At 73.4% G+C, this 18815-nt stretch carries 18 protein-coding genes; 8 read left to right on the plus strand and 10 right to left on the minus strand.

The genetic code is table 11. The annotated features are described in order from the left end of the window. The first annotated feature begins 6 nt into the window (after nt 1-6). Nucleotides 7-765 carry a DNA-formamidopyrimidine glycosylase family protein gene (locus CXY01_RS05990; RefSeq protein WP_146926199.1) on the plus strand — a complete coding sequence of 253 codons (759 nt, stop codon included), beginning with the start codon at nt 7-9 and terminating at the stop codon, nt 763-765. Nucleotides 766-972: 207 nt separating this feature from the next. Here the strand turns inward: CXY01_RS05990 and CXY01_RS05995 are convergent, their stop codons facing one another. From CXY01_RS05995 to pgsA, 3 genes are all read right to left on the minus strand, one after another. Continuing rightward, nucleotides 973-1314: a helix-turn-helix domain-containing protein gene (locus CXY01_RS05995; RefSeq protein ID WP_146926200.1), complete on the minus strand. Its 342-nt coding sequence runs from the start codon at nt 1312-1314 to the stop codon at nt 973-975. A gap of 253 nt (nt 1315-1567) precedes the next feature. Beyond that, on the minus strand, nt 1568-2065 hold the full coding sequence (locus CXY01_RS06000; RefSeq protein WP_146926201.1) for a CinA family protein: 498 nt from the start codon (nt 2063-2065) through the stop codon (nt 1568-1570). A gap of 1 nt (nt 2066) precedes the next feature. Next, nucleotides 2067-2660 (minus strand): CDP-diacylglycerol--glycerol-3-phosphate 3-phosphatidyltransferase, encoded by a 594-nt coding sequence (gene pgsA / locus CXY01_RS06005; protein ID WP_146926202.1) that lies wholly within the window; start codon nt 2658-2660, stop codon nt 2067-2069. Between the two features lie 55 nt (nt 2661-2715). On the opposite strand from pgsA, the gene CXY01_RS06010 reads away from it, so the two are divergent. Next, complete coding sequence (locus CXY01_RS06010; protein ID WP_146926203.1) at nt 2716-4023, plus strand: CapA family protein; 1308 nt, start codon at nt 2716-2718, stop codon at nt 4021-4023. Here the strand turns inward: CXY01_RS06010 and CXY01_RS06015 are convergent. From CXY01_RS06015 to CXY01_RS06025, 3 genes are all read right to left on the minus strand, one after another. After that, a complete protein-coding gene (locus tag CXY01_RS06015) occupies nt 4013-6211 on the minus strand; it encodes a putative bifunctional diguanylate cyclase/phosphodiesterase (RefSeq protein WP_146926204.1) in 2199 nt (732 codons plus the stop codon). The genes CXY01_RS06010 and CXY01_RS06015 overlap by 11 nt on opposite strands. Next, nucleotides 6208-8871 carry an FtsK/SpoIIIE family DNA translocase gene (locus CXY01_RS06020; RefSeq protein WP_146926205.1) on the minus strand — a complete coding sequence of 888 codons (2664 nt, stop codon included), beginning with the start codon at nt 8869-8871 and terminating at the stop codon, nt 6208-6210. The genes CXY01_RS06015 and CXY01_RS06020 overlap by 4 nt, the downstream gene beginning before the upstream one ends. A gap of 64 nt (nt 8872-8935) precedes the next feature. Beyond that, the gene (locus tag CXY01_RS06025; RefSeq protein WP_146926206.1) at nt 8936-9346 is read right to left on the minus strand and encodes a hypothetical protein; all 411 of its coding nucleotides are present in this window, start codon (nt 9344-9346) and stop codon (nt 8936-8938) included. 75 nt (nt 9347-9421) lie between these two features. Here CXY01_RS06025 and CXY01_RS06030 point away from each other — a divergent pair, with 75 nt between their 5' ends. The 3 genes from CXY01_RS06030 to CXY01_RS06040 all read left to right on the plus strand — a co-directional run bounded on the left by CXY01_RS06030 (nt 9422) and on the right by CXY01_RS06040 (nt 12172). Further along, nucleotides 9422-9997, plus strand: coding sequence for a TetR/AcrR family transcriptional regulator (locus tag CXY01_RS06030; RefSeq protein ID WP_146926207.1), 576 nt, complete (start codon nt 9422-9424; stop codon nt 9995-9997). Between the two features lie 36 nt (nt 9998-10033). After that, nucleotides 10034-11152 (plus strand): DNA glycosylase AlkZ-like family protein, encoded by a 1119-nt coding sequence (locus CXY01_RS06035; RefSeq protein WP_146926208.1) that lies wholly within the window; start codon nt 10034-10036, stop codon nt 11150-11152. A 90-nt stretch (nt 11153-11242) separates the two neighbouring features. Next, on the plus strand, nt 11243-12172 hold the full coding sequence (locus tag CXY01_RS06040) for a DMT family transporter (protein WP_146926209.1): 930 nt from the start codon (nt 11243-11245) through the stop codon (nt 12170-12172). 67 nt (nt 12173-12239) lie between these two features. Here the strand turns inward: CXY01_RS06040 and CXY01_RS06045 are convergent, their stop codons facing one another. Genes CXY01_RS06045 through CXY01_RS06060 form a run of 4 tightly spaced genes read right to left on the minus strand, consistent with a single transcriptional unit; the run spans nt 12240 to nt 16219 of the window. Next, nucleotides 12240-13925, minus strand: a complete 1686-nt coding sequence (locus tag CXY01_RS06045) for a ribonuclease J (RefSeq protein WP_146926210.1) — start codon at nt 13923-13925, stop codon at nt 12240-12242. A gap of 16 nt (nt 13926-13941) precedes the next feature. Next, nucleotides 13942-14868 carry a 4-hydroxy-tetrahydrodipicolinate synthase gene (gene dapA / locus CXY01_RS06050; RefSeq protein WP_146926211.1) on the minus strand — a complete coding sequence of 309 codons (927 nt, stop codon included), beginning with the start codon at nt 14866-14868 and terminating at the stop codon, nt 13942-13944. A gap of 50 nt (nt 14869-14918) precedes the next feature. Then, on the minus strand, nt 14919-15419 hold the full coding sequence (locus CXY01_RS06055; RefSeq protein WP_146926212.1) for a dihydrofolate reductase: 501 nt from the start codon (nt 15417-15419) through the stop codon (nt 14919-14921). Then, on the minus strand, nt 15416-16219 hold the full coding sequence (locus CXY01_RS06060) for a thymidylate synthase (protein WP_146926213.1): 804 nt from the start codon (nt 16217-16219) through the stop codon (nt 15416-15418). Before CXY01_RS06060 ends, CXY01_RS06055 begins: the two co-directional genes overlap by 4 nt. Before the next feature lie 71 nt (nt 16220-16290). Here CXY01_RS06060 and CXY01_RS06065 point away from each other — a divergent pair, with 71 nt between their 5' ends. Genes CXY01_RS06065 through CXY01_RS06075 form a run of 3 tightly spaced genes read left to right on the plus strand, consistent with a single transcriptional unit; the run spans nt 16291 to nt 18802 of the window. Continuing rightward, nucleotides 16291-17763 (plus strand): NAD-dependent succinate-semialdehyde dehydrogenase, encoded by a 1473-nt coding sequence (locus CXY01_RS06065; protein WP_146926214.1) that lies wholly within the window; start codon nt 16291-16293, stop codon nt 17761-17763. Nucleotides 17764-17792: 29 nt separating this feature from the next. Beyond that, nucleotides 17793-18485 (plus strand): AzlC family ABC transporter permease, encoded by a 693-nt coding sequence (locus CXY01_RS06070; RefSeq protein WP_146926215.1) that lies wholly within the window; start codon nt 17793-17795, stop codon nt 18483-18485. Beyond that, nucleotides 18482-18802 (plus strand): AzlD domain-containing protein, encoded by a 321-nt coding sequence (locus tag CXY01_RS06075; RefSeq protein WP_146926216.1) that lies wholly within the window; start codon nt 18482-18484, stop codon nt 18800-18802. The genes CXY01_RS06070 and CXY01_RS06075 overlap by 4 nt, the downstream gene beginning before the upstream one ends. Nucleotides 18803-18815: the final 13 nt, after the last annotated feature.

Below are 18815 nucleotides of genomic sequence, written 5' to 3' on the forward strand. Positions count from 1 at the left end.
GCAGCCGTGCCTGAGGGCGACGTCCTGAGGCGCACCGCCGACCGCTTCCAGCTGGCGTTCGCCGGCAAGACCCTCGTCCGGTCCGACCTGCGCTGGCCGTCGGCCGCCACGGTCGACCTGGTCGGCAGGGCCGTGGTGGAGACCGTGTCCTACGGCAAGCACCTGCTGACGCGGTTCGACCACGGCTGGACGCTGCACACGCACCTGCGGATGGACGGCTACTGGCGGATCTGGCGGACGGGGACGTCGGCAGCGGCGGGCCGGGCGACGAACGTCCGGGCGGTGCTGGCGACCGCCGAGTGGACGGCGGTCGGGCACCACCTCGGCATGCTCGACGTCGTGCGGACGCGGGACGAGCGCACGCTCATCGGCCACCTCGGGCCGGACATCCTCGCCGACCCGGTCGACGCCGACGAGATCCTGCGCCGGTGGGCGGCGCGCGGGTCGACGCCGGTCGCCGAGGTGATGCTCGACCAGACGGTGGTCGCGGGGATCGGGACGCTCTTCGCAGCCGAGTCCCTGTGGGCGGAGCAGCTCTGGCCGTGGACGCCGGCCGACCAGGTCGACGCATCGCGCCAGCTCGCCGTGGCCCGTCGGCAGATGCGGCGCTCCGTGATCGACGGGCGCTCCCCCGAGCGCGTGCACGCCCGGACGCGTCAGCCGTGCCACCGCTGCGGGACCCCGATCGCGGTCGGCCAGGCGCGCAAGCCGCCCATGGAGAGGCCGATCTTCTACTGCCCGCGCTGTCAGGCCGCGCGGGACTGACCCCGGCAACCGCCGAGGTCCCGCCGGCCTGCCTCAGCACTGGCAGCGCACGGCGCCACAACGAGCAACGGCCCGCGGACGGGGAGTCCACGGACCGTGCAGGACGACGACCGGACATCGCTGTCCGCCGTCGCGGGCGCAGATCGGCGCCCGCCGACCGGACCGACACACCGGTCCGGTCATCCAGGGATGGGCGATGCCATCCGATCAGCTGATGGCAGCGAGCTCCGACCGCGACCGCGCCCATCCGAGGTCGGCGGCACCGGCCACCGACGCCGCGAGGTCCGCGGGCACCGTGTCGGGGATCAGCAGACCCTCGGCGACAGCGACCCGGTCACTGACCTCACGCAGGACGAGCGACATCGGGACGTCGAGCGCCTCGCAGATGCTGTTGAGCAGCTCCGACGACGCTTCCTTCTGACCCCGCTCCACCTCGCTCAGGTACCCGAGCGAGACACGGGCTGCCGACGACACCTCGCGCAGGGTGCGCCCCTGGCGCTGTCGCGCGTCCCGCAGCACATCGCCGATCTCTCGACGGAGTACAACCATTCGGGCTCCCCCTCTCGCGTCACGTGCCACATCCGGTCCGGGAACCGAGGTCCGTCGCGGACCCTGCTCCCCGGAGCTCTTCATCGCGGGACTCTTGACTGCCGAAACCGCCCCCGGCTGTCCCTGTGCCGGGAGGATTCCACCGTACCTTGCACCGCCGACACGCGAAGGCATGCGTCGTGCCGGGGGTCGAGTGCTCATCACGGTGGTTCCAACGATGTGACTCTCCACAGTGTTCCCGCTCGCGGGCGCACTACCCAGCCGATGCCGCAGATTCACCCCGATCGGCTCTCAGCAGGTCCACAGCCAGGGTGAGCACGGCGTCGACCGACCGGGCGCGGACCTCCCCGCGGTCGCCCGGCAGGAGCAGCGACCGCACGGTCGTGCCGTCCGGCGTGCACACCGCGACGTGCACGGTGCCCGGCGGGTTCCCGTCCTGCGGGTCGGGCCCGGCCACGCCCGTCGTCGCGAGACCGACGTCGGCCCCCAGACGCGCCCGGACGCCGGATGCCATCGCGCGGGCGACGTCGGGGTCGACGGCTCCGCGTGCGTCGAGCAGCCCACCGTCCACGCCGAGCAGCGTGCCCTTCAGCTCGGTGGCGTACGCGACCACCCCGCCCCGCAGGACGCTCGAGGCACCCGGCACGTCGACCAGCGCCGCCGTGACGAGCCCGCCGGTCAGCGACTCGGCGACGGCCACGGACCAGCCCCGGGCGCCGAGCGCCGCCAGGAGGTCCGAGGCCGTGGACACGTCAGAGCCCGGCCGCGGGTGGGCGGCTTGCCGTTCGCCGGATCCGGAGGCCCGTCCGCGCGTAGTCGAGCCCGGTCACCACCGTCACCACCAGGGCGGCGGCCATGAGGACCACCGCGACCACGGAGACGAACCCGGGCAACGCGTCGAGCGGGAGCAGGTACAGGCCGATCGCGACCGACTGCAGCACGGTCTTCAGCTTGCCGCCGCGCGACGCGGGCAGCACCACGTAGCGCAGGAGGAAGAACCGCATCGCCGTGATGCCGAGCTCGCGCACGAGGATGACGACGGTCACCCACCAGGCCAGGTCCCCCAACCACGACAGCAGCACCAGGGCGGTGCCGATGAGGACCTTGTCGGCGATGGGGTCCAGCAACTTGCCGAGGTCGGTGACCTGGCCCGACCGGCGGGCGAGCCACCCGTCGAGGCGGTCCGTCGCGGCGGCCGCCACGAACAGGGCGGTCGCGATCAGCCGGCCCGAGGTGGTGTGCCCGCCGTCGGCGAGGAGAGCCCAGGCGAAGAACGGCACCAGCGCGATGCGCAGCACCGTGAGCACGTTCGCCAGGTTCCAGGCGGAGGGTACGGCGTCGACCACCCGGACAGCCTAGATGCGCGCAGGAGATGCCCCGTCCACCCCATAGAGTCCGCTCGTGACCCGCCACGTCCGCGCCGGGCGGCAGACTCCCGTCGTCGTCGCCCTCTCGATCCTGCTGCTGCTCGTCGCCAGCCTCGGCGCGGTGGCAGCGGCACTCCGACCGCCGGTCGGGCAGGACGAAGCGGCGCCGGTCACGTCCCGGTCGTCGAACCCGAGCCCCACCCCGACCCTGACGCCGACCCCCACCCCCGATCCTGATGTGGAGCTCTCGCTGGTGGCCGCCGGCGACGTCCTGCCCCACCTGCCGGTGCTGTCGAGCGCCCGTTCGGCGGACGGCGGCTACGACTTCGGGCCGCTGCTCGAGCCCCTCGATCCCTGGGTCCGGGGCGCCGACCTCGCGCTGTGCCACCTCGAGGTACCCGTGGCACCGGCCGGCACCGCGCCGAGCGGCTACCCGATGTTCGCCACGCCGGCGGCGATCGCCTCGGGGCTGCGGGACCAGGGCTGGGACGGCTGCTCGACGGCGTCGAACCACTCCGTCGACCGCGGGTTCGCCGGGATCACGGCGACCATCGACGCGCTCGACGCCGCGGGGCTCGGGCACGTGGGCACCGCCCGGAGCGCCGGCGAGCAGACCCAGCCGCAGGTGTACACGCTCGACCGGGCCGGCCGGACGGTCACCGTCGCGCACATCGCCGCGACCTACGGGACCAACGGGATGCCGGTCGACAGCGACAAGCCGTGGTCGGTGGACCGCATCGACGTCCCGGCGATGGTCGCGCAGGCCACCGCGGCCCGGGCCGCCGGGGCCGACGTCGTCATCGCGAGCGTGCACTGCTGCGTGGAGTACCGCATGGAGCCGTCGCCCGAGCAGGTCGCCGTCGACCAGGAGCTCGCCGACTCGGGGGTGATCGACCTGGTCATCGGGCACCACGCGCACGTCCCGCAGCCGGTGACACACCTGCCCGGCGGCCCGGACGGAGCGGGGATGTGGGTGGCGTACGGGCTCGGGAACTTCCTCTCCAACCAGGACGGCGAGTGCTGCACGGAGAGCACGGACTCCGGGCTGCTGCTGTCGGCGCAGCTCCGCGGGGAAGGAGCCTTCCCCGCGCAGGGGCGCCCCGCCGGGCCCGTGCGCGTGACCGGCGTGACGTGGACCCCGATCACGGTCGACCGGCTGGGCGGCCACCGGGTGTACGCCCTCACCGACATCCTGGCCGGTGCCGGGTCGCTCAGCGGAGGCCAGGTGGCGGACCGGAAGGCGCGCGCGACGGCCGCAGCCGGGACCGAGGCGCCCGAGCGCACCACCCCGCTGGTCGCGACCGGGCCGGACCCCGTGGTCGTCCGACGCGTCAGCGGGTGATGTCGCCCGGCTGGGCGCTGCCGTACAGCCAGCCCTGCCCGTAGCGCCAGCCGTTGCGGTGCAGGTACTCGGCCTGCTCCTCGTGCTCGATCCCCTCGGCGATCGTCACCATGGCGAGCTCGCGCGCCAGCGCACCCAGCGCGCGGGCGACCTTGCCGGCGGTCGGGTCCTCGGGGATGCCGGAGGTGAACGACATGTCGAGCTTCACCCCGGCGACGGGCAGGTCGCGCAGGTAGGACAGCGGCGACACGCCGGTACCGAAGTCGTCGAGCAGGATCGGCACCCCCGCCGCGGACAGCTGCGTGAGCTCGTGCCGGATCCGGGTGCCCGACGCGACGAGCGACGACTCCGTGAGCTCGACGACGATCCGGCCCGCGGTGAGCCGGTGCCGGGAGATCTCCGACAGCAGGGTCGTCGCGAACTCCCCGTCGCCGAGCTGGTCCGCGGACACGTTCACCGAGACCCACCGGGTGCGGTCGTGGATGGAGGCGACGAACTCGACGACGCGCCGGGCGACCAGCTGACCGAGGGCGACGGACATGCCGGCCTCCTGGATCAGGCTGAGGAACGACGCGGGCAGCAGGAGCCCCCGGTGCGGGTGCTCCCAGCGCACGAGCGCCTCGTACCCGACCACCCGGGCGTCGGCCAGGTCGACGATCGGCTGGTAGTGGACGACGAGCTGGTCCTCCGCGATGGCGGCGACGAGCTCGCGGTGCAGGTCGGACGGCGAGCCCATGGCCATCGACGCGTCGTAGACCTCGGTCCGTCCGCGGCCCGCGCCCTTGGCGCGGTAGAGGGCGGCGTCCGCGGCCGCCAGGAGGCCCGGGGCCCCGCCCTCGATCGACTCGGGGTCGGCGAGCGCGATCCCGATGCTGGCGGCGACGTTGAGCCGTCGGCGGGCCACCCGGACGGGCTCCTGCAGACCGGCGTGGATGGCCGCCGCGACCTCGAACACCGCGCGGGGGCCGTCGAGGTCCTGCACGACGACCACGAACTCGTCACCCCCGAGCCGTGCCACGGTGCCCCGGCGGGCCGTCGCCGCGCGCAGCACGCCCGCCACGTGCACGAGCACCTCGTCGCCGGCGGCGTGGCCGTAGCGGTCGTTGATCTCCTTGAACCCGTCGAGGTCGCACGCGAGCACCGCCACGCGGTCGACGACGCCGGGCTGCTCCAGCACCGACTGGAGCACCTCCTGGAGCAGGGTGCGGTTGGCCAGCCCCGTCAGTGGGTCGTGCATCGCCCGGTGCGTGAGCATCTCCGCCTGGAGCCGCGACTCCGTCGAGTCGCGCACCTGGACGACGAAGTGGTCCGGGGCGCCCGTCGGGGTGCGAACGAGCGCGGCGTCGAGCGCGACCCAGACCTGGTGGCCGTCGGCACGCTGGTACCGCTTCTCGAGCGAGAACCGGTGCTGGCCGCCGCCCAGCAGGTGGTCGACCTCCAGGCGCTCCGCGGGCCTGCCCTCCGGCGTGCTGAGATCCTCCATGCGGTACCCGCGCAGGGCACCGACGCTGGTGCCCAGCAGCTCGGCGAACGCGGCGTTGGCCTCGACGATCCGCCACTCCAGGTCGACGAGCGCCATGCCGATCGGCGCGTTCTCCATCGCGACCCGGAACTGCATCTCGCTGCGCGTCAGCGCCGCCTCGACCTCCCGGCGCCCGGTCACGTCGACCAGGGTCGTGAGCACCGCCGCCGCGTCCCCGTCGCCGGCCGGCACCAGCTGGCTGGCCACCTGGACCATGCGTGCCTGGGTGGTGTCGGTGCCGGGCAGGGCCACACCGACGAGCTCGGAGTCCACCGTCCACCCCGCGCGCGCCACCCCCGTGCGGTGGCCCAGCACGGCCGCCGGGTTCATCGCGAGACCCATCTCGTTCACCAGCACCACCGGCAGGTCGGCGACGGACCTGCCCACCGACGACGTCGCGTCGATGCCCAGGATCGCCGCCGCGCGCTCGGAGATGTCGAGCACCCGCCCCGCCAACGACTGGACGAGCACGCCCTCCTTGGTCACGGCCTGCAGCGCGTCGTAGCGGTGCCGCAGCTCGCGCGACAGCTCGAGCAGCTCGTTCGCCCGCCGGACCTGTGCGCGCTGCCTGCCGAGCAGGATGAGGACGGCGACGAGCGCCAGGATCGCGACGGCGGCGATCACCACGCTGACGACCCCCCAGGGGCCGGGGAACGCGGCGCTCACCGACCCCCGCCGGACCAGCGTCCGGCGTCGTCCTCCTCAGCGCCGTCGAAGTAGTCGGTCGCCACCGGCGGCTCGCCCGGCAGGGCACCGTCCGTCGTGGCGTACCGGTCGTCCTCGTCCTCGCCGGGCGCCCCGCGCAGCATGGCGAGGGTGGCCGGCAGGTCGTCGGCCTGCACCATCACCTCGCGTGCCTTGGACCCCTCCGACGGACCGACGATCTCGCGCGACTCGAGCAGGTCCATCAGCCGGCCCGCCTTCGCGAACCCGACCCGCAGCTTGCGCTGCAGCATCGACGTCGAGCCGAACTGGGTGGTGACCACGAGCTCCGCGGCCTGCAGCAGCAGGTCGAGGTCGTCGCCGATGTCCTCGTCGACCTGCTTCTTTACCGGTGCCGCGGCCACGTCCTGGCGGTACACCGGCTTGAGCTGCTTCTTGACGTGCTCGACGACGGCGTGGATCTCCGACTCGGACACCCAGGCACCCTGCGTGCGCATCGGCTTCGCGGCACCCATCGGCAGGAACAGCGCGTCACCCTGGCCGATGAGCTTCTCGGCGCCCGGCTGGTCGAGCACGACCCGGGAGTCCGTCAGCGAGCTGGTCGCGAACGCGAGGCGGGACGGCACGTTCGCCTTGATGAGGCCGGTGACGACGTCGACGCTGGGGCGCTGCGTGGCGAGCACCAGGTGGATGCCGGCGGCGCGCGCCAGCTGCGTGATGCGCTGGATCGAGGCCTCGACGTCACGCGGCGCCACCATCATGAGGTCGGCCAGCTCGTCGACGACCACCAGCAGGTACGGGTAGGTCGCGATCTTGCGCTCGGACCCCGGCAGCGGCTTGACCTTGCCCGCGCGCACCGCGGTGTTGAAGTCGTCGATGTGCTTGAAGCCGAAGTTCGCCAGGTCGTCGTAGCGCGCCTCCATCTCGCGCACCACCCACTCGAGCGCCTCGGCGGCCTTCTTCGGGTTCGTGATGATCGGCGTGATGAGGTGCGGGATGCCCTCGTAGAGCGTGAGCTCGACGCGCTTCGGGTCGACGAGCACCAGGCGGACCTCGTCGGGCGTCGCCCGCATGAGGATCGAGACGATCATCGAGTTGACGAAGCTCGACTTGCCCGCGCCCGTGGCGCCGGCGACGAGCAGGTGGGGCATCTTGGCCAGGTTGGCGACGACGTACCCGCCCTCGACGTCCTTGCCGACGCCGATGACCATGGGGTGCTCGGTGCGCTTGGCGGCGCTGGAGCGCAGCACGTCGCCGAGCGAGACGGTCTCGCGGTCGGTGTTGGGGATCTCGATGCCGATCGCGGACTTGCCGGGGATCGGCGACAGGATGCGGACGTCCGCGCTGGCCACCGCGTACGCGATGTTCTTGCTCAGCGCGGTCACCCGCTCTACCTTGACCGACCTGCCGAGCTCGACCTCGTACCGGGTGACCGTCGGCCCTCGGGTGAAGCCGGTGACCTGGGCGTCGATCTCGAAGGCCTCGAGCACGGAGGTGAGGGACTCGACGACGCGGTCGTTCGCCGCCGAGCGCACCTTGTGCGGCGCTCCCTTGGCCAGGGCGTCCTCGGCGGGGAGCGTGTAGAGGACGTCTCCCCCGAGCATCGGCTGCTCGCCGCGCGGGACGGGGGTCGGCTCGGGCGCGCTCAGGGGCGCCTTGCTCACCACGGTCGTCGGCACGGTGTCGGGTGCGGCGTCGCGGGCCGCCTGGGCCTCCGCCTCGGCCTCGGCGGCCGCGACGATGGCGGCGCGCTCGAAGGCCTCGTCGCCGTCGTACGCGTCGAGGCGCGTGTCGTCGGGGTCGTCCGGCTGGTCGGCGCGCTTGCGTCGACGGCCGATCAGCTTGCGCTTGGCGGGCGGCGCCTCGATCTCGGCGACGGCCGTGTGCCCGGCGTTGATCACCAGGGGCGCGTCGTCCTCGGCCTCGTCGGCCGGCGCCCGGGTGTTCCCCGTCAGCCTGTCGTACACGCCGCGCAGGCGCGGGACGATCTGGTGCACGGGGGTCGCCGTGACCACGAGCACGCCGAAGAACGCCAGCAGGATCAGGAGCGCGACGGCGACCCCGGGGGTCAGCAGGCTCGCCAGCGGCGTGCCCACGAGGAACCCGACGATCCCGCCGGCCACGCGCAGGGCCGCCATGTCGTCCGTCCCGGGCAGCCCGGCGCCGATCTGGACGAGGCCGCAGACGGCCAGGGTGATGGCGCCGATCCCGATCGTGATGCGCCCGTTGGCCTCGACGCGCTCCGGGTGCCGCATGAGGCGCACCGCCAGCCCGAGCAGGACCAGCGGCACCGCCACGCCGACCTTGCCGAACGTCCCGGCCACCACGTTGTGCACGACGGCACCGGCGGTCCCCGACAGGTCCCACCACTCGCGCGCGGCGATGACGATCGCGAGCCCGAGGAGCGTGAACGCGAGGCCGTCACGGCGGTGCGCGGGGTCGAGGTCGCGGGCACCGTGACCGACGCGCCGAGCCGTCCCGCCCACGAGGTGGGCGGTCCCCATGAACATGCCCTTGACGATGCGGACCGGGAGGGCGGGTCGCGGCGGCGGCGGTGCGGGCCGTCGCCCCTGCGGACGGGAGGAGCCGCTCGTCTTGCCGGTCGCGCGCGACGTCGCCGGCGCACCGGCGCGGGCGCGTGGGGTGGACGTGCGAGTGGCCATGGTCCTCAAACTAGTCGGGGCCACCCGCGACACGTCGGCGGTCGGGCGCGTGTCGGGCGCCCGTTCACCCGAGCAGCAGGCCGACACCCAGGGTGACGACCCCGGCGGCGAGCAGGACGGCGCCCACGCCGAGCAGGATCACGGCCCGGTTGGGCTGCTGGCGACCGCGTCCGACCGCCGCGAGGAAGAACCCGGCCGACATGACGATGGCGGCGAGCAGCACCCCCGTCTGCGCGAGCCACCGCCAGAAGCCCGTCAGCGTCGTCGCCTCGCCGAGCACCAGGCACACGAGCCCCAGCGTCACCAGCACGCCCGCGTGGGCGTGCCCGGCGCGGAAGAAGCTCTTCTGGAACTCGGTGACCTCCTCCTTGCCCGTCACGACGCGCAGCAGGAACGCGCCACCGGACTCGATGGCGACCACCGACAGGGCGACGATGCCGGCGGTGACCCGAGCGGCCTCGGTGAGCTCGATCATGGCATTCCTCCTCGTTTGCGAACGGTGTTATAGAACACTGTGCGGAAACCGGGGTCAAGAGCCTAGACTCGCCGCATGGCCCGTCCCCGCGTGCACGACGACGCCCTCCGCGCCCGCCTGCTCGAGGAGGCCTCGGCGGTCGTCGCCACCGCGGGAGCGGTCGCGCTGACGGTGCGTGACCTCGCCGTCCGCGCGGGCACCTCGCCGTCCGCCGTGTACTCGCTGTTCGGCAGCCGCGAGGACCTCGTCCGCGCCGTCGGCGACGAGGCGTTCGCCCGGTTCGCCCAGCGGCTCGCCACCGTCCCCCGCACCGCCGACCCGGCCGCCGACCTGCTCGGCCTCGGGCTCGCCTACCGGGAGAACGCCCTGGCCGACCCGCACTTCTACCGCGTGATGTTCGGCGCGGTGGGCGCGGGCCTGCAGGACGGCACCCGCGGCCCCGCCACCGCGAGCGCGACGTTCCTCGTCCTGCGTGACGCCGTCGCCCGGGTGCTGGGCGACGAGACCACGGCGCAGGAGCCGGCGCTCGGCCTGTGGGCGCTCGTGCACGGCCTGGTGGAGCTCGAGCTCGACGGGCTCCTGCCCGACGGCGCGGATCAGCGGTACGTGCAGGTGCTGCGCGCGGCGGGCCAGGGCATCCTCGACGGCTGACCTGCCCGTGTCGGTCCTGCGTGCCACGGTGGGTCCATGACCGTGAGCCGATCCCAGGTGCTTCGGTACCGCGTGCACGCCCAGCAGCTCGACCGGCCGGTCCGGGAGGACCGACGGCCCGACGACGCCGCGGTCCTCGACCTGGGGGTGCAGGACACCGGTCCCGACGGGGCGCTCTGGGCGCTGGCGCTGCGGGGCGTGCCGGTCCGCGCCACGCAGTGGCCGAGCGAGCTCGCGCTGGCCTGGACCGTCCGCATGTCCCCGCACGCCTACCGTCGCGCGGACCTGAGAGCGGTCGAGAAGGCCGTGCGCCCCTACTCCGAGGCCGATGCGGCCAAGCGGGTCATCAACGCGTCGGCTCCCCTGGCGGCTGCCGGCATCTGCGTCCTCGACGCGCTCGCGACCGCGTCCCGGACCATGCACGAGGTGGTCGACGAGCCGATGGTGAAGGGCACGCTCTCCACCCGGATGACCGCGCGGATGAGCGAGCCGTACCTGCGCTGGTGCCCCGGCTGCCAGGCCACCCACATGTACGAAGGGATGTTCCGGCTCGCCGCGCTGCACGGGGGTCTGGAGCTGGAGCCCGGCACGTCACCCCCGGTCCTGCGTCGCATCGCGCGCTGGCCCGCGAGCCAGGTGGGCGACCTCGAGCGCGCGGACGACGGCGACGACGGACCCGTCGACCTGCTGCGCGGCCTGCTGCACCTGCTGGGTCCGCTGACCCCGAAGCAGGCCGCCGAGTATCTCGACTCGGCCGTCCGGGACGTCAAGGAGCGGTGGCCGAAGGACGCCGTGGAGGTCGAGGTCGACGGGACGCGCGCCAGCATCCTGGCTGCCGACCGCGCTGCGCTGGAGGACCCACCGGACGAGCCGCTCGTCCGGCTGCTCGGCCCCTACGACCTCTTCCTGCAGGGACGGGACCGCGAGCTCGTCGTCCCCGACAAGGCGCGCCACAAGGCGCTCTGGCCGAGCATCGGCCGGCCGGGTGCCGTGCTGGCCGACGGCGAGGTCGTCGGCACGTGGCGACCGCGCGCGAAGGGCAAGCGGCTCGCGCTCGAGCTCGACGAGTGGGTGCCGTGGACCAGCAGGACCCGGGCGGCGGTCGAGGTCGAGCACGAGCGGCTGGCGGAGTTCCGGGGCGTGACGCCGGACTGACCGGACCCGCTCGAGACCTCCCGGGCACGGTGTCGGCGGGCGGTCCTACGGTGGGCGCATGCGTCCTCGTCGTCCCCTGCCGACGTCCTCATGAGCCGCCGCGGCTGGTTCCTGCTCGTCACCGTCGGGATCATCTGGGGCGTCCCCTACCTGCTCATCAAGATCGCCGTCACCGACGTCACGCCCGTCATGGTCGTGTTCGTGCGCACCGCGCTGGGGGCCCTGCTCCTCCTGCCCTTCGCGCTGCGCGGTGGTGGCCTGCGGGTGCTGCGCGGCCACTGGCCAGCCGTCCTCGGGTTCGCCGTGCTGGAGATCGTGCTGCCGTGGATCCTGCTGTCGAACGCCGAGCGCACCCTGTCGAGCTCGACCACGGGGCTGCTCGTCGCGACCGTCCCGATCGCCGCGGTGATCCTGGGCCGCCTGGTGGGCGACCGGCGGCCGGTCGCGCTCGTGCGCTGGATCGGTCTGCTCGTCGGCCTCGGTGGCGTGGCGCTGCTGCTCGGGCCGGGCGCGGCCGGCGGAGACCCCTGGGCCGTCGCCCAGGTGCTCCTCGCGGCGCTCGGGTACGCGGCCGCACCGATCATCGCGGACCGGTCGCTGCGCGAGGTCCCGGCCATCCCGCTGACGGCCACGTGCCTGGGCATCACCGCGCTCGCGTACGCACCCGTCGTGCTGGTGACCGGCCCGCACGCGTGGCCGCCGGTGGACGCGGTCCTGGCACTCGCCGGCCTCGGCGCCCTGTGCACCGCGCTGGCGTTCGTGCTGTTCTTCCGGCTGATCGTCGAGGTCGGGGCCGCCCGGTCCACCCTCGTCGCCTACCTCAACCCCGTCGTCGCGGTCGCCCTTGGCGCCCTGGTCCTCGACGAGGTGATCACGATCACGGTGCTCGCGGCGACCGGCCTGATCCTGGCCGGCTCGGCGGCAGCGTCACGGCGGACCGGCGATGCTGACGGGACGCCACCCACCGCCGACGACGACGTTCCTACGGCCGACGAGGTCACCGGGGTGACGCCGGCCTGACGAGCGACGGCCCCCGGCCTGCGGACAGGGCGGGGGCCGTGCAGGCCGAACGGCGGACCGAGCGTGCTCAGGCCTCGACGACCACCGGGATGATCATCGGACGACGACGCAGCCGGTTGGACACCCAGCGGCCCACGACCCGGCGCATGACCTGCTGCAGGACGTGCGCGTCGGAGTTCCCGTTGCGTGCGGACTCCTCCAGCGCGGCGGTGAGCTCGGGGAGGATGTCGTCGAAGACGGCGTCCTGCTCGGCGAACCCGCGGGCGTGGATCTGCGGTCCCGCCAGCACCTTGCCGTCGGCGGAGCTGACGACGGCGAAGATCGAGATGAAGCCCTCGTCGCCCAGGATCCGGCGGTCCTTGAGCTCGACCTCGGTGATCTCCCCGACGCTGGAGCCGTCGACGTAGACGTACCCGCACGGCACGGCGCCGACGATCCGGGCGCGGCCGTCGATCAGGTCGACGACGACGCCGTCCTCGGCGAGCACCACGCGGTCGGCCGGGATGCCGGTCTGCACCGCGAGCGCCGCGTTGGCCACGAGGTGCCGGATCTCGCCGTGCACGGGCATGACGTTGCGCGGCTTGAGGATGTTGTAGCAGTAGAGGAGCTCACCGGCGCTGGCGTGGCCGGAGACGTGCACCTTGGCGTTGCCGGAGTGCACGACGCGGGCGCCGAGCCGGGTGAGGCCGTTGATCACGCGGAAGACGGCGTTCTCGTTCCCGGGGATGAGCGACGACGCCATGATCACGGTGTCGCCGGGGCCCACGGAGACCTTGTGGTCGTTGTTCGCGATCCGGGACAGGGCAGCCATCGGCTCGCCCTGCGAGCCGGTGCACATGAGCACGATCTCGTCGTCGCGCAGGGAGTCGACCTGCTTGAGGTCGATCAGCACACCCTCCGGGACCTTGAGGTAGCCGAGATCCGCGGCGATGCCCATGTTCCGCACCATCGACCGGCCGACCAGGGCGACGCGGCGCTGGTGGGTGTACGCCGCGTCGAGCACCTGCTGGACCCGGTGCACGTGGGACGCGAACGACGCGACGATGATGCGCTTGGTCGAGTCGGCGAAGACCTGGTCCAGGACCGGGCCGATCCCGCGCTCCTGCGCGACGAACCCGGGGACCTCGGCGTTGGTGGAGTCCACCATGAAGAGGTCGACACCGCGCTCACCGAGGCGTGCGAAGGCCCGCAGGTCGGTGATCCGGCCGTCGAGCGGCAGCTGGTCCATCTTGAAGTCGCCGGTGTGCAGCACGGTCCCGGCGGCGGTGTGCACGGCCACCGCGAGCGCGTCGGGGATGGAGTGGTTGACGGCGACGAACTCGCACTCGAACCCGCCGAACGTCGCGGTCTGCCCCTCGCGCACCTCGCGCGTCACGGGCTGGATGCGGTGCTCCTTCAGCTTGGCCTCGATGAACGCGAGCGTGAGCTTGGAGCCCACCAGCGGGATGTTCTTGCGCAGGCGCAGCAGGTACGGGACGGCGCCGATGTGGTCCTCGTGGCCGTGCGTGAGGATGATCGCCTCGATGTCGTCGAGACGGTCCTTGATGTACTCGAAGTCGGGGAGGATCAGGTCGACACCGGGCTGGTGGTCCTCGGGGAAGAGGACGCCGCAGTCGATGACGAGCAGACGTCCGGCGTGCTCGAGGACGGCCATGTTGCGGCCGACCTCTCCGAGCCCTCCCAGTGCGACGACGCGCAGGGCGCCGGCGGGCAGCGCCGGCGGCAGGGTGAGCTCGGGATGCGGGTGACTCATGTGGCTCCTGGTGGGATCAGATGCGATCGCCGACGCTGAGCTCGAGCAGCCCGGCGGCCCGCAGGCCGTCGCGGATCTGCGCGAGCTCGTCGTCGGTCGCGGGGACGAGCGGGAGGCGCACCGAGCGCTCGGGCAGGACGCCCAGCACCTGGAGCGCGGCCTTCGCGGAGACGGTCTGGAAGCCGGCACCGTTGAGCGCGTCGATCACGGAAGTGATCGATCGGAAGGTCTGGAGGGCAGCGGCGTGGTCGCCGGCGTCGAACGCGGCCACGATCTCGGACACCTGCCGCCCGACGACGTGGGTCGAGACACCCACGATCCCGACGGCGCCGTGCGCCAGCAGGGTCAGCAGGGCGCTGTCGTCGCCGGAGTACCAGGCCAGGCCCGTCTCGGCGATCGACTTGGCGGCGGCGTACGCCTCACCGCCGGCGTCCTTCATGGCGACGACCCGGTCGTGGCGCGCGAGCGCGGCGATCGTCGCGGGGGCGAACCGCACGGCGGTCCGGCCGGGCACGTCGTACAGCATGACGGGGAGCTCGGTCGCGTCGGCGACCGCCTCGACGTGCCGGCGGATCCCCTCCTGCGAGGGTCGCGAGTAGTACGGGCTCACGACGAGCAACCCGTGCGCGCCGGCCTCGGCGGCCTGCTCGGCCATGCGGACCGCGTGCGCGGTGTCGTTGGACCCGGCACCGGCGACGACCCAGGCGCGGTCGCCGACCGCCTCGACGACAGCCTGGACCAGCTCGGCCTTCTCGGGCGCGTGCGTCGTCGACGCCTCTCCCGTGGTGCCGTTGAGCACGAGCCCGTCGTTGCCGTGGTCCACCAGGTGCTTCGCGAGCTGCACGGCCCGGGCGAGGTCGACCGCGCCGTCCGCCGTCATCGGCGTGACCATCGCGGTGAGCACGGACCCGAACGGGCGGGCGGGCGTGGAGGTGCGCGGCATGGGGCCACGGTACCGCCCCGCGTGCGCACGTCGCGGTGCGGTTCCGCCCCTCAGGCGCGCAGGTACGACTCGAACCGGTACCGCGTGCCGCCGGCCGACGAGACGTGCCACCCGTGGTCGGGGTCGACGTTCGCGCGCCGCCAGGTGCCGCGGTCGAGGGCCGGGGCACGCGTGTCGCCGCCGACGTCGAGCGACACGACGGTGAGCTCGACGCGCTGCGCGAGCGGGAGGAACGTCCGGTAGACCTCTCCCCCGCCGATGACCCAGGCGTCGCGGTCCCCGACCAGCCGGAGCGCCTCGTCGATGCCGTGCACGACGAGCGCACCGGCGGCCTCGAACCCGGGTGTGCGGGTGAGGACGACGTTGTCGCGGCCGGGCAGCGGCCGGAACCGGGCCGGCAGCGACGCCCACGTGGCCCGGCCCATGATCACGGGGTGCCCGCGGGTGAGCTCGCGGAAGTGGGCCATGTCCTCGGGGACGTGCCACGGCAGGGTGCCGTCGCGCCCGATGATCCCGGTGGGGGTCTGGGCCCAGACGAGCGCCAGGCTCACACGGCCACCGGCGCCTTGATGGCGGGGTGGTACCGGTAGTCGACCACCTGGACGTCGTCGAACGTGTAGTCGAACAGCGAGTCGGCCTGGCGCAGCTCGAGGGTCGGCGCCGGGTACGGCGTCCGGCTGAGCTGCTCGCGGACCTGGTCGACGTGGTTGTCGTAGATGTGGCAGTCCCCGCCGGTCCACACGAAGTCGCCGACCTCGAGGCCCACCTGCTGGGCGACCATGTGGGTCAGCAGCGCGTAGGAGGCGATGTTGAACGGCACGCCGAGGAACAGGTCCGCGGACCGCTGGTAGAGCTGGCAGGAGAGCCGGCCGTCGGCGACGTAGAACTGGAAGAACGCGTGGCACGGCGCGAGCGCCATCGAGGGGATGTCCGCGACGTTCCAGGCCGACACGATGTGCCGGCGGGAGTCGGGATCACGGCGCAGGTTGGCCAGCAGCTCGCTGATCTGGTCGATGTGCCCGCCGTCCGGCGTCGGCCAGCTGCGCCACTGCACGCCGTACACCGGCCCCAGCTCGCCGTCGGCGTCCGCCCACTCGTCCCAGATCGTCACGGCGTTCTCGTGCAGGTAGGCGACGTTCGACTCGCCCCGCAGGAACCACAGCAGCTCGTGCACGATGGAGCGCAGGTGGACGCGCTTCGTCGTCACGAGCGGGAACCCCGCCGACAGGTCGAAGCGCATCTGGTGGCCGAACACGCTGCGGGTCCCTGTGCCGGTGCGGTCCGCCTTCGGGGTGCCGGTCTCCAGCACGAGCCGCAGGAGGTCCTCGTACGGCGTGGGCGTCTCCGTCATGCGCGCCATCGTAGGTCGCCGCCGGCGGCGGCTCGTCGCGCCGACGCGCCGTGGACGACATACTGCTGGGTATGACGCCGCCGTCCCTGCCCCCGACCGTCGCCGCCCACGTCCCCACCGGGGTCCTGATCGACGGGGCATGGCGCCCTGCGTCCTCGGGCAGGACGTTCGAGGTCGCCGACCCCGCCACCACCGAGACGCTCTTCGACGTGGCCGACGGCGGTGAGCAGGACGCGCTCGACGCCCTCACCGCGGCGTCCGCTGCGTTCCCGCAGTGGCGCGCGACCGCCCCCCGCGTGCGCGCCGAGCTGCTGCGGGCGGTCTTCGAGACGCTGACCGCGCGCACGGAGGACATCGCCGCGCTGGTGACGGCCGAGGGCGGCAAGCCGCTCGCCGAGTCGCGCGCCGAGGTCGCGTACGGCGCCGACTACGTCCGGTGGTACTCCGAGCAGGCCGTCCGCTTCGAGGGTCTGGCCCGGCGTGCACCGTCGGGGACGAACCACCAGCTCGTCCTGCGGCGCCCCGTCGGACCGGCGCTGCTCATCACGCCGTGGAACTTCCCGATCGCGATGATCGCGCGCAAGGTCGCCCCGGCGCTGGCCGCGGGGTGCACCGTCGTCATCAAGCCGGCCCAGCTCACCCCGCTGACCACCTCGTACGTCGCGGAGATCATCCGCGAGGAGCTGGAGGGACGCGGCCTGCCGACGGGCGTCATCAACGTGGTGCCGTCCGCGTCGGCGCGCACGATCTCCGGTCCCCTCCTGGCGGACCCGCGGCTGCGCAAGCTCTCCTTCACCGGCTCCACCGAGGTCGGTGCCGCGCTGCTCAAGGCGTCGGCCGACAACATCCTGCGCACGTCGATGGAGCTGGGCGGCAACGCGCCGTTCCTCGTGTTCGAGGACGCCGACATCCCCGCCGCGGTGCAGGGTGCCGTGCAGGCCAAGATGCGCAACGCGGGCCAGACGTGCGTCGCCGCCAACCGCTTCCTCGTGCACGCGTCCGTCGCGGAGGAGTTCACGGCGGGGCTCACCGAGGCGTTCGACCGCCTGGTCGTCGGGCACGGTGCCGACGAGGGCACCACGGTCGGTCCCCTCATCGAGTCCTCGGCCGTCGACCGCGTCGAGGAGGTCGTCGCCGAAGCCGTCGACGCGGGCGCCCGCGTCCGGATCGGCGGCGACCGGCCCGACCGCCCGGGGTACTTCTACGCGCCGACGGTCCTCGACCGGGTGTCCGCCGACCTGCGCGTGATCACCGAGGAGACGTTCGGCCCCGTCGCCCCCGTGGTGACGTTCGGCTCCGAGGAGGAGGGCGTCTCGCTGGCGAACTCGACCCCGTTCGGCCTGGTGGCGTACGCCTACACGCGGGACATCGCCCGGGTCATGCGGCTCGCGGAGTCGGTCGACACCGGGATGCTCGGCGTGAACCGCGGGATCGTCTCCGACGCGAGCGCACCGTTCGGCGGTGTGAAGTCCTCGGGCCTGGGCCGCGAGGGCGGCGAGGCGGGCCTCGAGGAGTATCTCGACAGCGTGTACGTCGCGATCTGAGGACGAGAGCCTGTGTCACAGTTGCCCGCGTGACGCAGGACGCGGAGGGACGGGCAGCCATCCGGCAGGCCGTCTCGGTCTCCCTGGCCACCGGCCTGTACGGCGTCTCGTTCGGCGCCCTGGCGGTCGCCGCCGGGCTGTCCGTCCCGCAGGCCATGGCGCTGAGCCTCCTGATGTTCTCGGGCGGCTCGCAGTTCGCGTTCATCGGCGTCGTGGGCGCAGGTGGTCTGCCCGGCGCAGCCATCGCGACCGCCGGGCTGCTCGGCGTCCGCAACGGCCTCTACGGCCCGCAGGTGGCACCGCTCATCGACTCGCGCGGCTGGCGTCGTCCGCTCGCCGCCCAGCTGACCATCGACGAGTCGACGGCCGTGGCGACCGCCCACGAGGCACCGCACGCGGCCCGGCTCGGCTTCTGGTGGACGGGCGTGGGTGTCTTCGTGCTCTGGAACGTGTTCACGCTGGTCGGCGCCCTCGCCGGCGACCGCATGGGTGACCCGGCGCGGTACGGGCTCGACGCCGCCGCGGCCGCCGCGTTCCTCGGCCTGGTCTGGCCGCGCGTGACCGGCCCGGCCTCGCGCCTCGCGCAGACCGTGGCCGTCGGCGCCGTCGTCGTCGCGCTCGCGCTCACTCCCCTGGTGCCCGCCGGGATCCCCGTGCTGCTGGCCGCCGTCGTCGCGATCGTCGCGGGCCTCGTCGCCCGCGAGCCGGAGCCGGCCGCATGAGCGCGGCCGCGACCTGGGTCGCGCTGATCGTCGCCAGCGCCGTCGTCTTCGCGCTCAAGCTCGCGGGGCACCTCGTGCCCAAGCACTGGCTCGCCGAGCCGCGCGTCGCCCGCACCGCCGCGCTCGTGACCGTCGCCCTGCTGTCGGCGCTCGTCGCCGTGCAGACCGCCACGCGCGGCAACGAGCTCGTGCTCGACGCACGGCTGCCCGCGCTCGTCGTCGCCGCGATCGCGCTGGCCCTGCGCGCACCGTTCATCGTCGTCGTCCTGCTCGCCGCGGTCACCGCAGCGGTGCTCCGCGCACTCGGCATGCCCTGAGACCATGGGCACC

Source organism: Cellulomonas xylanilytica, from assembly GCF_007989805.1.
Taxonomy (GTDB): Bacteria; Actinomycetota; Actinomycetes; order Actinomycetales; family Cellulomonadaceae; genus Cellulomonas; species Cellulomonas xylanilytica.

Excerpts from the sequence above, each read along its gene's own strand:
- CXY01_RS06030 (WP_146926207.1), top strand. The coding sequence starts at position 9,422 with ATGGCCCGTCCCCGCGTGCACGACGACGCCCTCCGCGCCCGCCTGCTC.
- CXY01_RS06025 (WP_146926206.1), bottom strand. The coding sequence starts at position 9,346 with ATGATCGAGCTCACCGAGGCCGCTCGGGTCACCGCCGGCATCGTCGCC.
- CXY01_RS06075 (WP_146926216.1), top strand. The coding sequence starts at position 18,482 with ATGAGCGCGGCCGCGACCTGGGTCGCGCTGATCGTCGCCAGCGCCGTC.
- dapA (WP_146926211.1), bottom strand. The coding sequence starts at position 14,868 with ATGCCGCGCACCTCCACGCCCGCCCGCCCGTTCGGGTCCGTGCTCACC.
- CXY01_RS06065 (WP_146926214.1), top strand. The coding sequence starts at position 16,291 with ATGACGCCGCCGTCCCTGCCCCCGACCGTCGCCGCCCACGTCCCCACC.
- CXY01_RS05995 (WP_146926200.1), bottom strand. The coding sequence starts at position 1,314 with ATGGTTGTACTCCGTCGAGAGATCGGCGATGTGCTGCGGGACGCGCGA.
- CXY01_RS06045 (WP_146926210.1), bottom strand. The coding sequence starts at position 13,925 with ATGAGTCACCCGCATCCCGAGCTCACCCTGCCGCCGGCGCTGCCCGCC.
- CXY01_RS06040 (WP_146926209.1), top strand. The coding sequence starts at position 11,243 with ATGAGCCGCCGCGGCTGGTTCCTGCTCGTCACCGTCGGGATCATCTGG.
- CXY01_RS06035 (WP_146926208.1), top strand. The coding sequence starts at position 10,034 with ATGACCGTGAGCCGATCCCAGGTGCTTCGGTACCGCGTGCACGCCCAG.
- CXY01_RS06020 (WP_146926205.1), bottom strand. The coding sequence starts at position 8,871 with ATGGCCACTCGCACGTCCACCCCACGCGCCCGCGCCGGTGCGCCGGCG.
- CXY01_RS06060 (WP_146926213.1), bottom strand. The coding sequence starts at position 16,219 with ATGACGGAGACGCCCACGCCGTACGAGGACCTCCTGCGGCTCGTGCTG.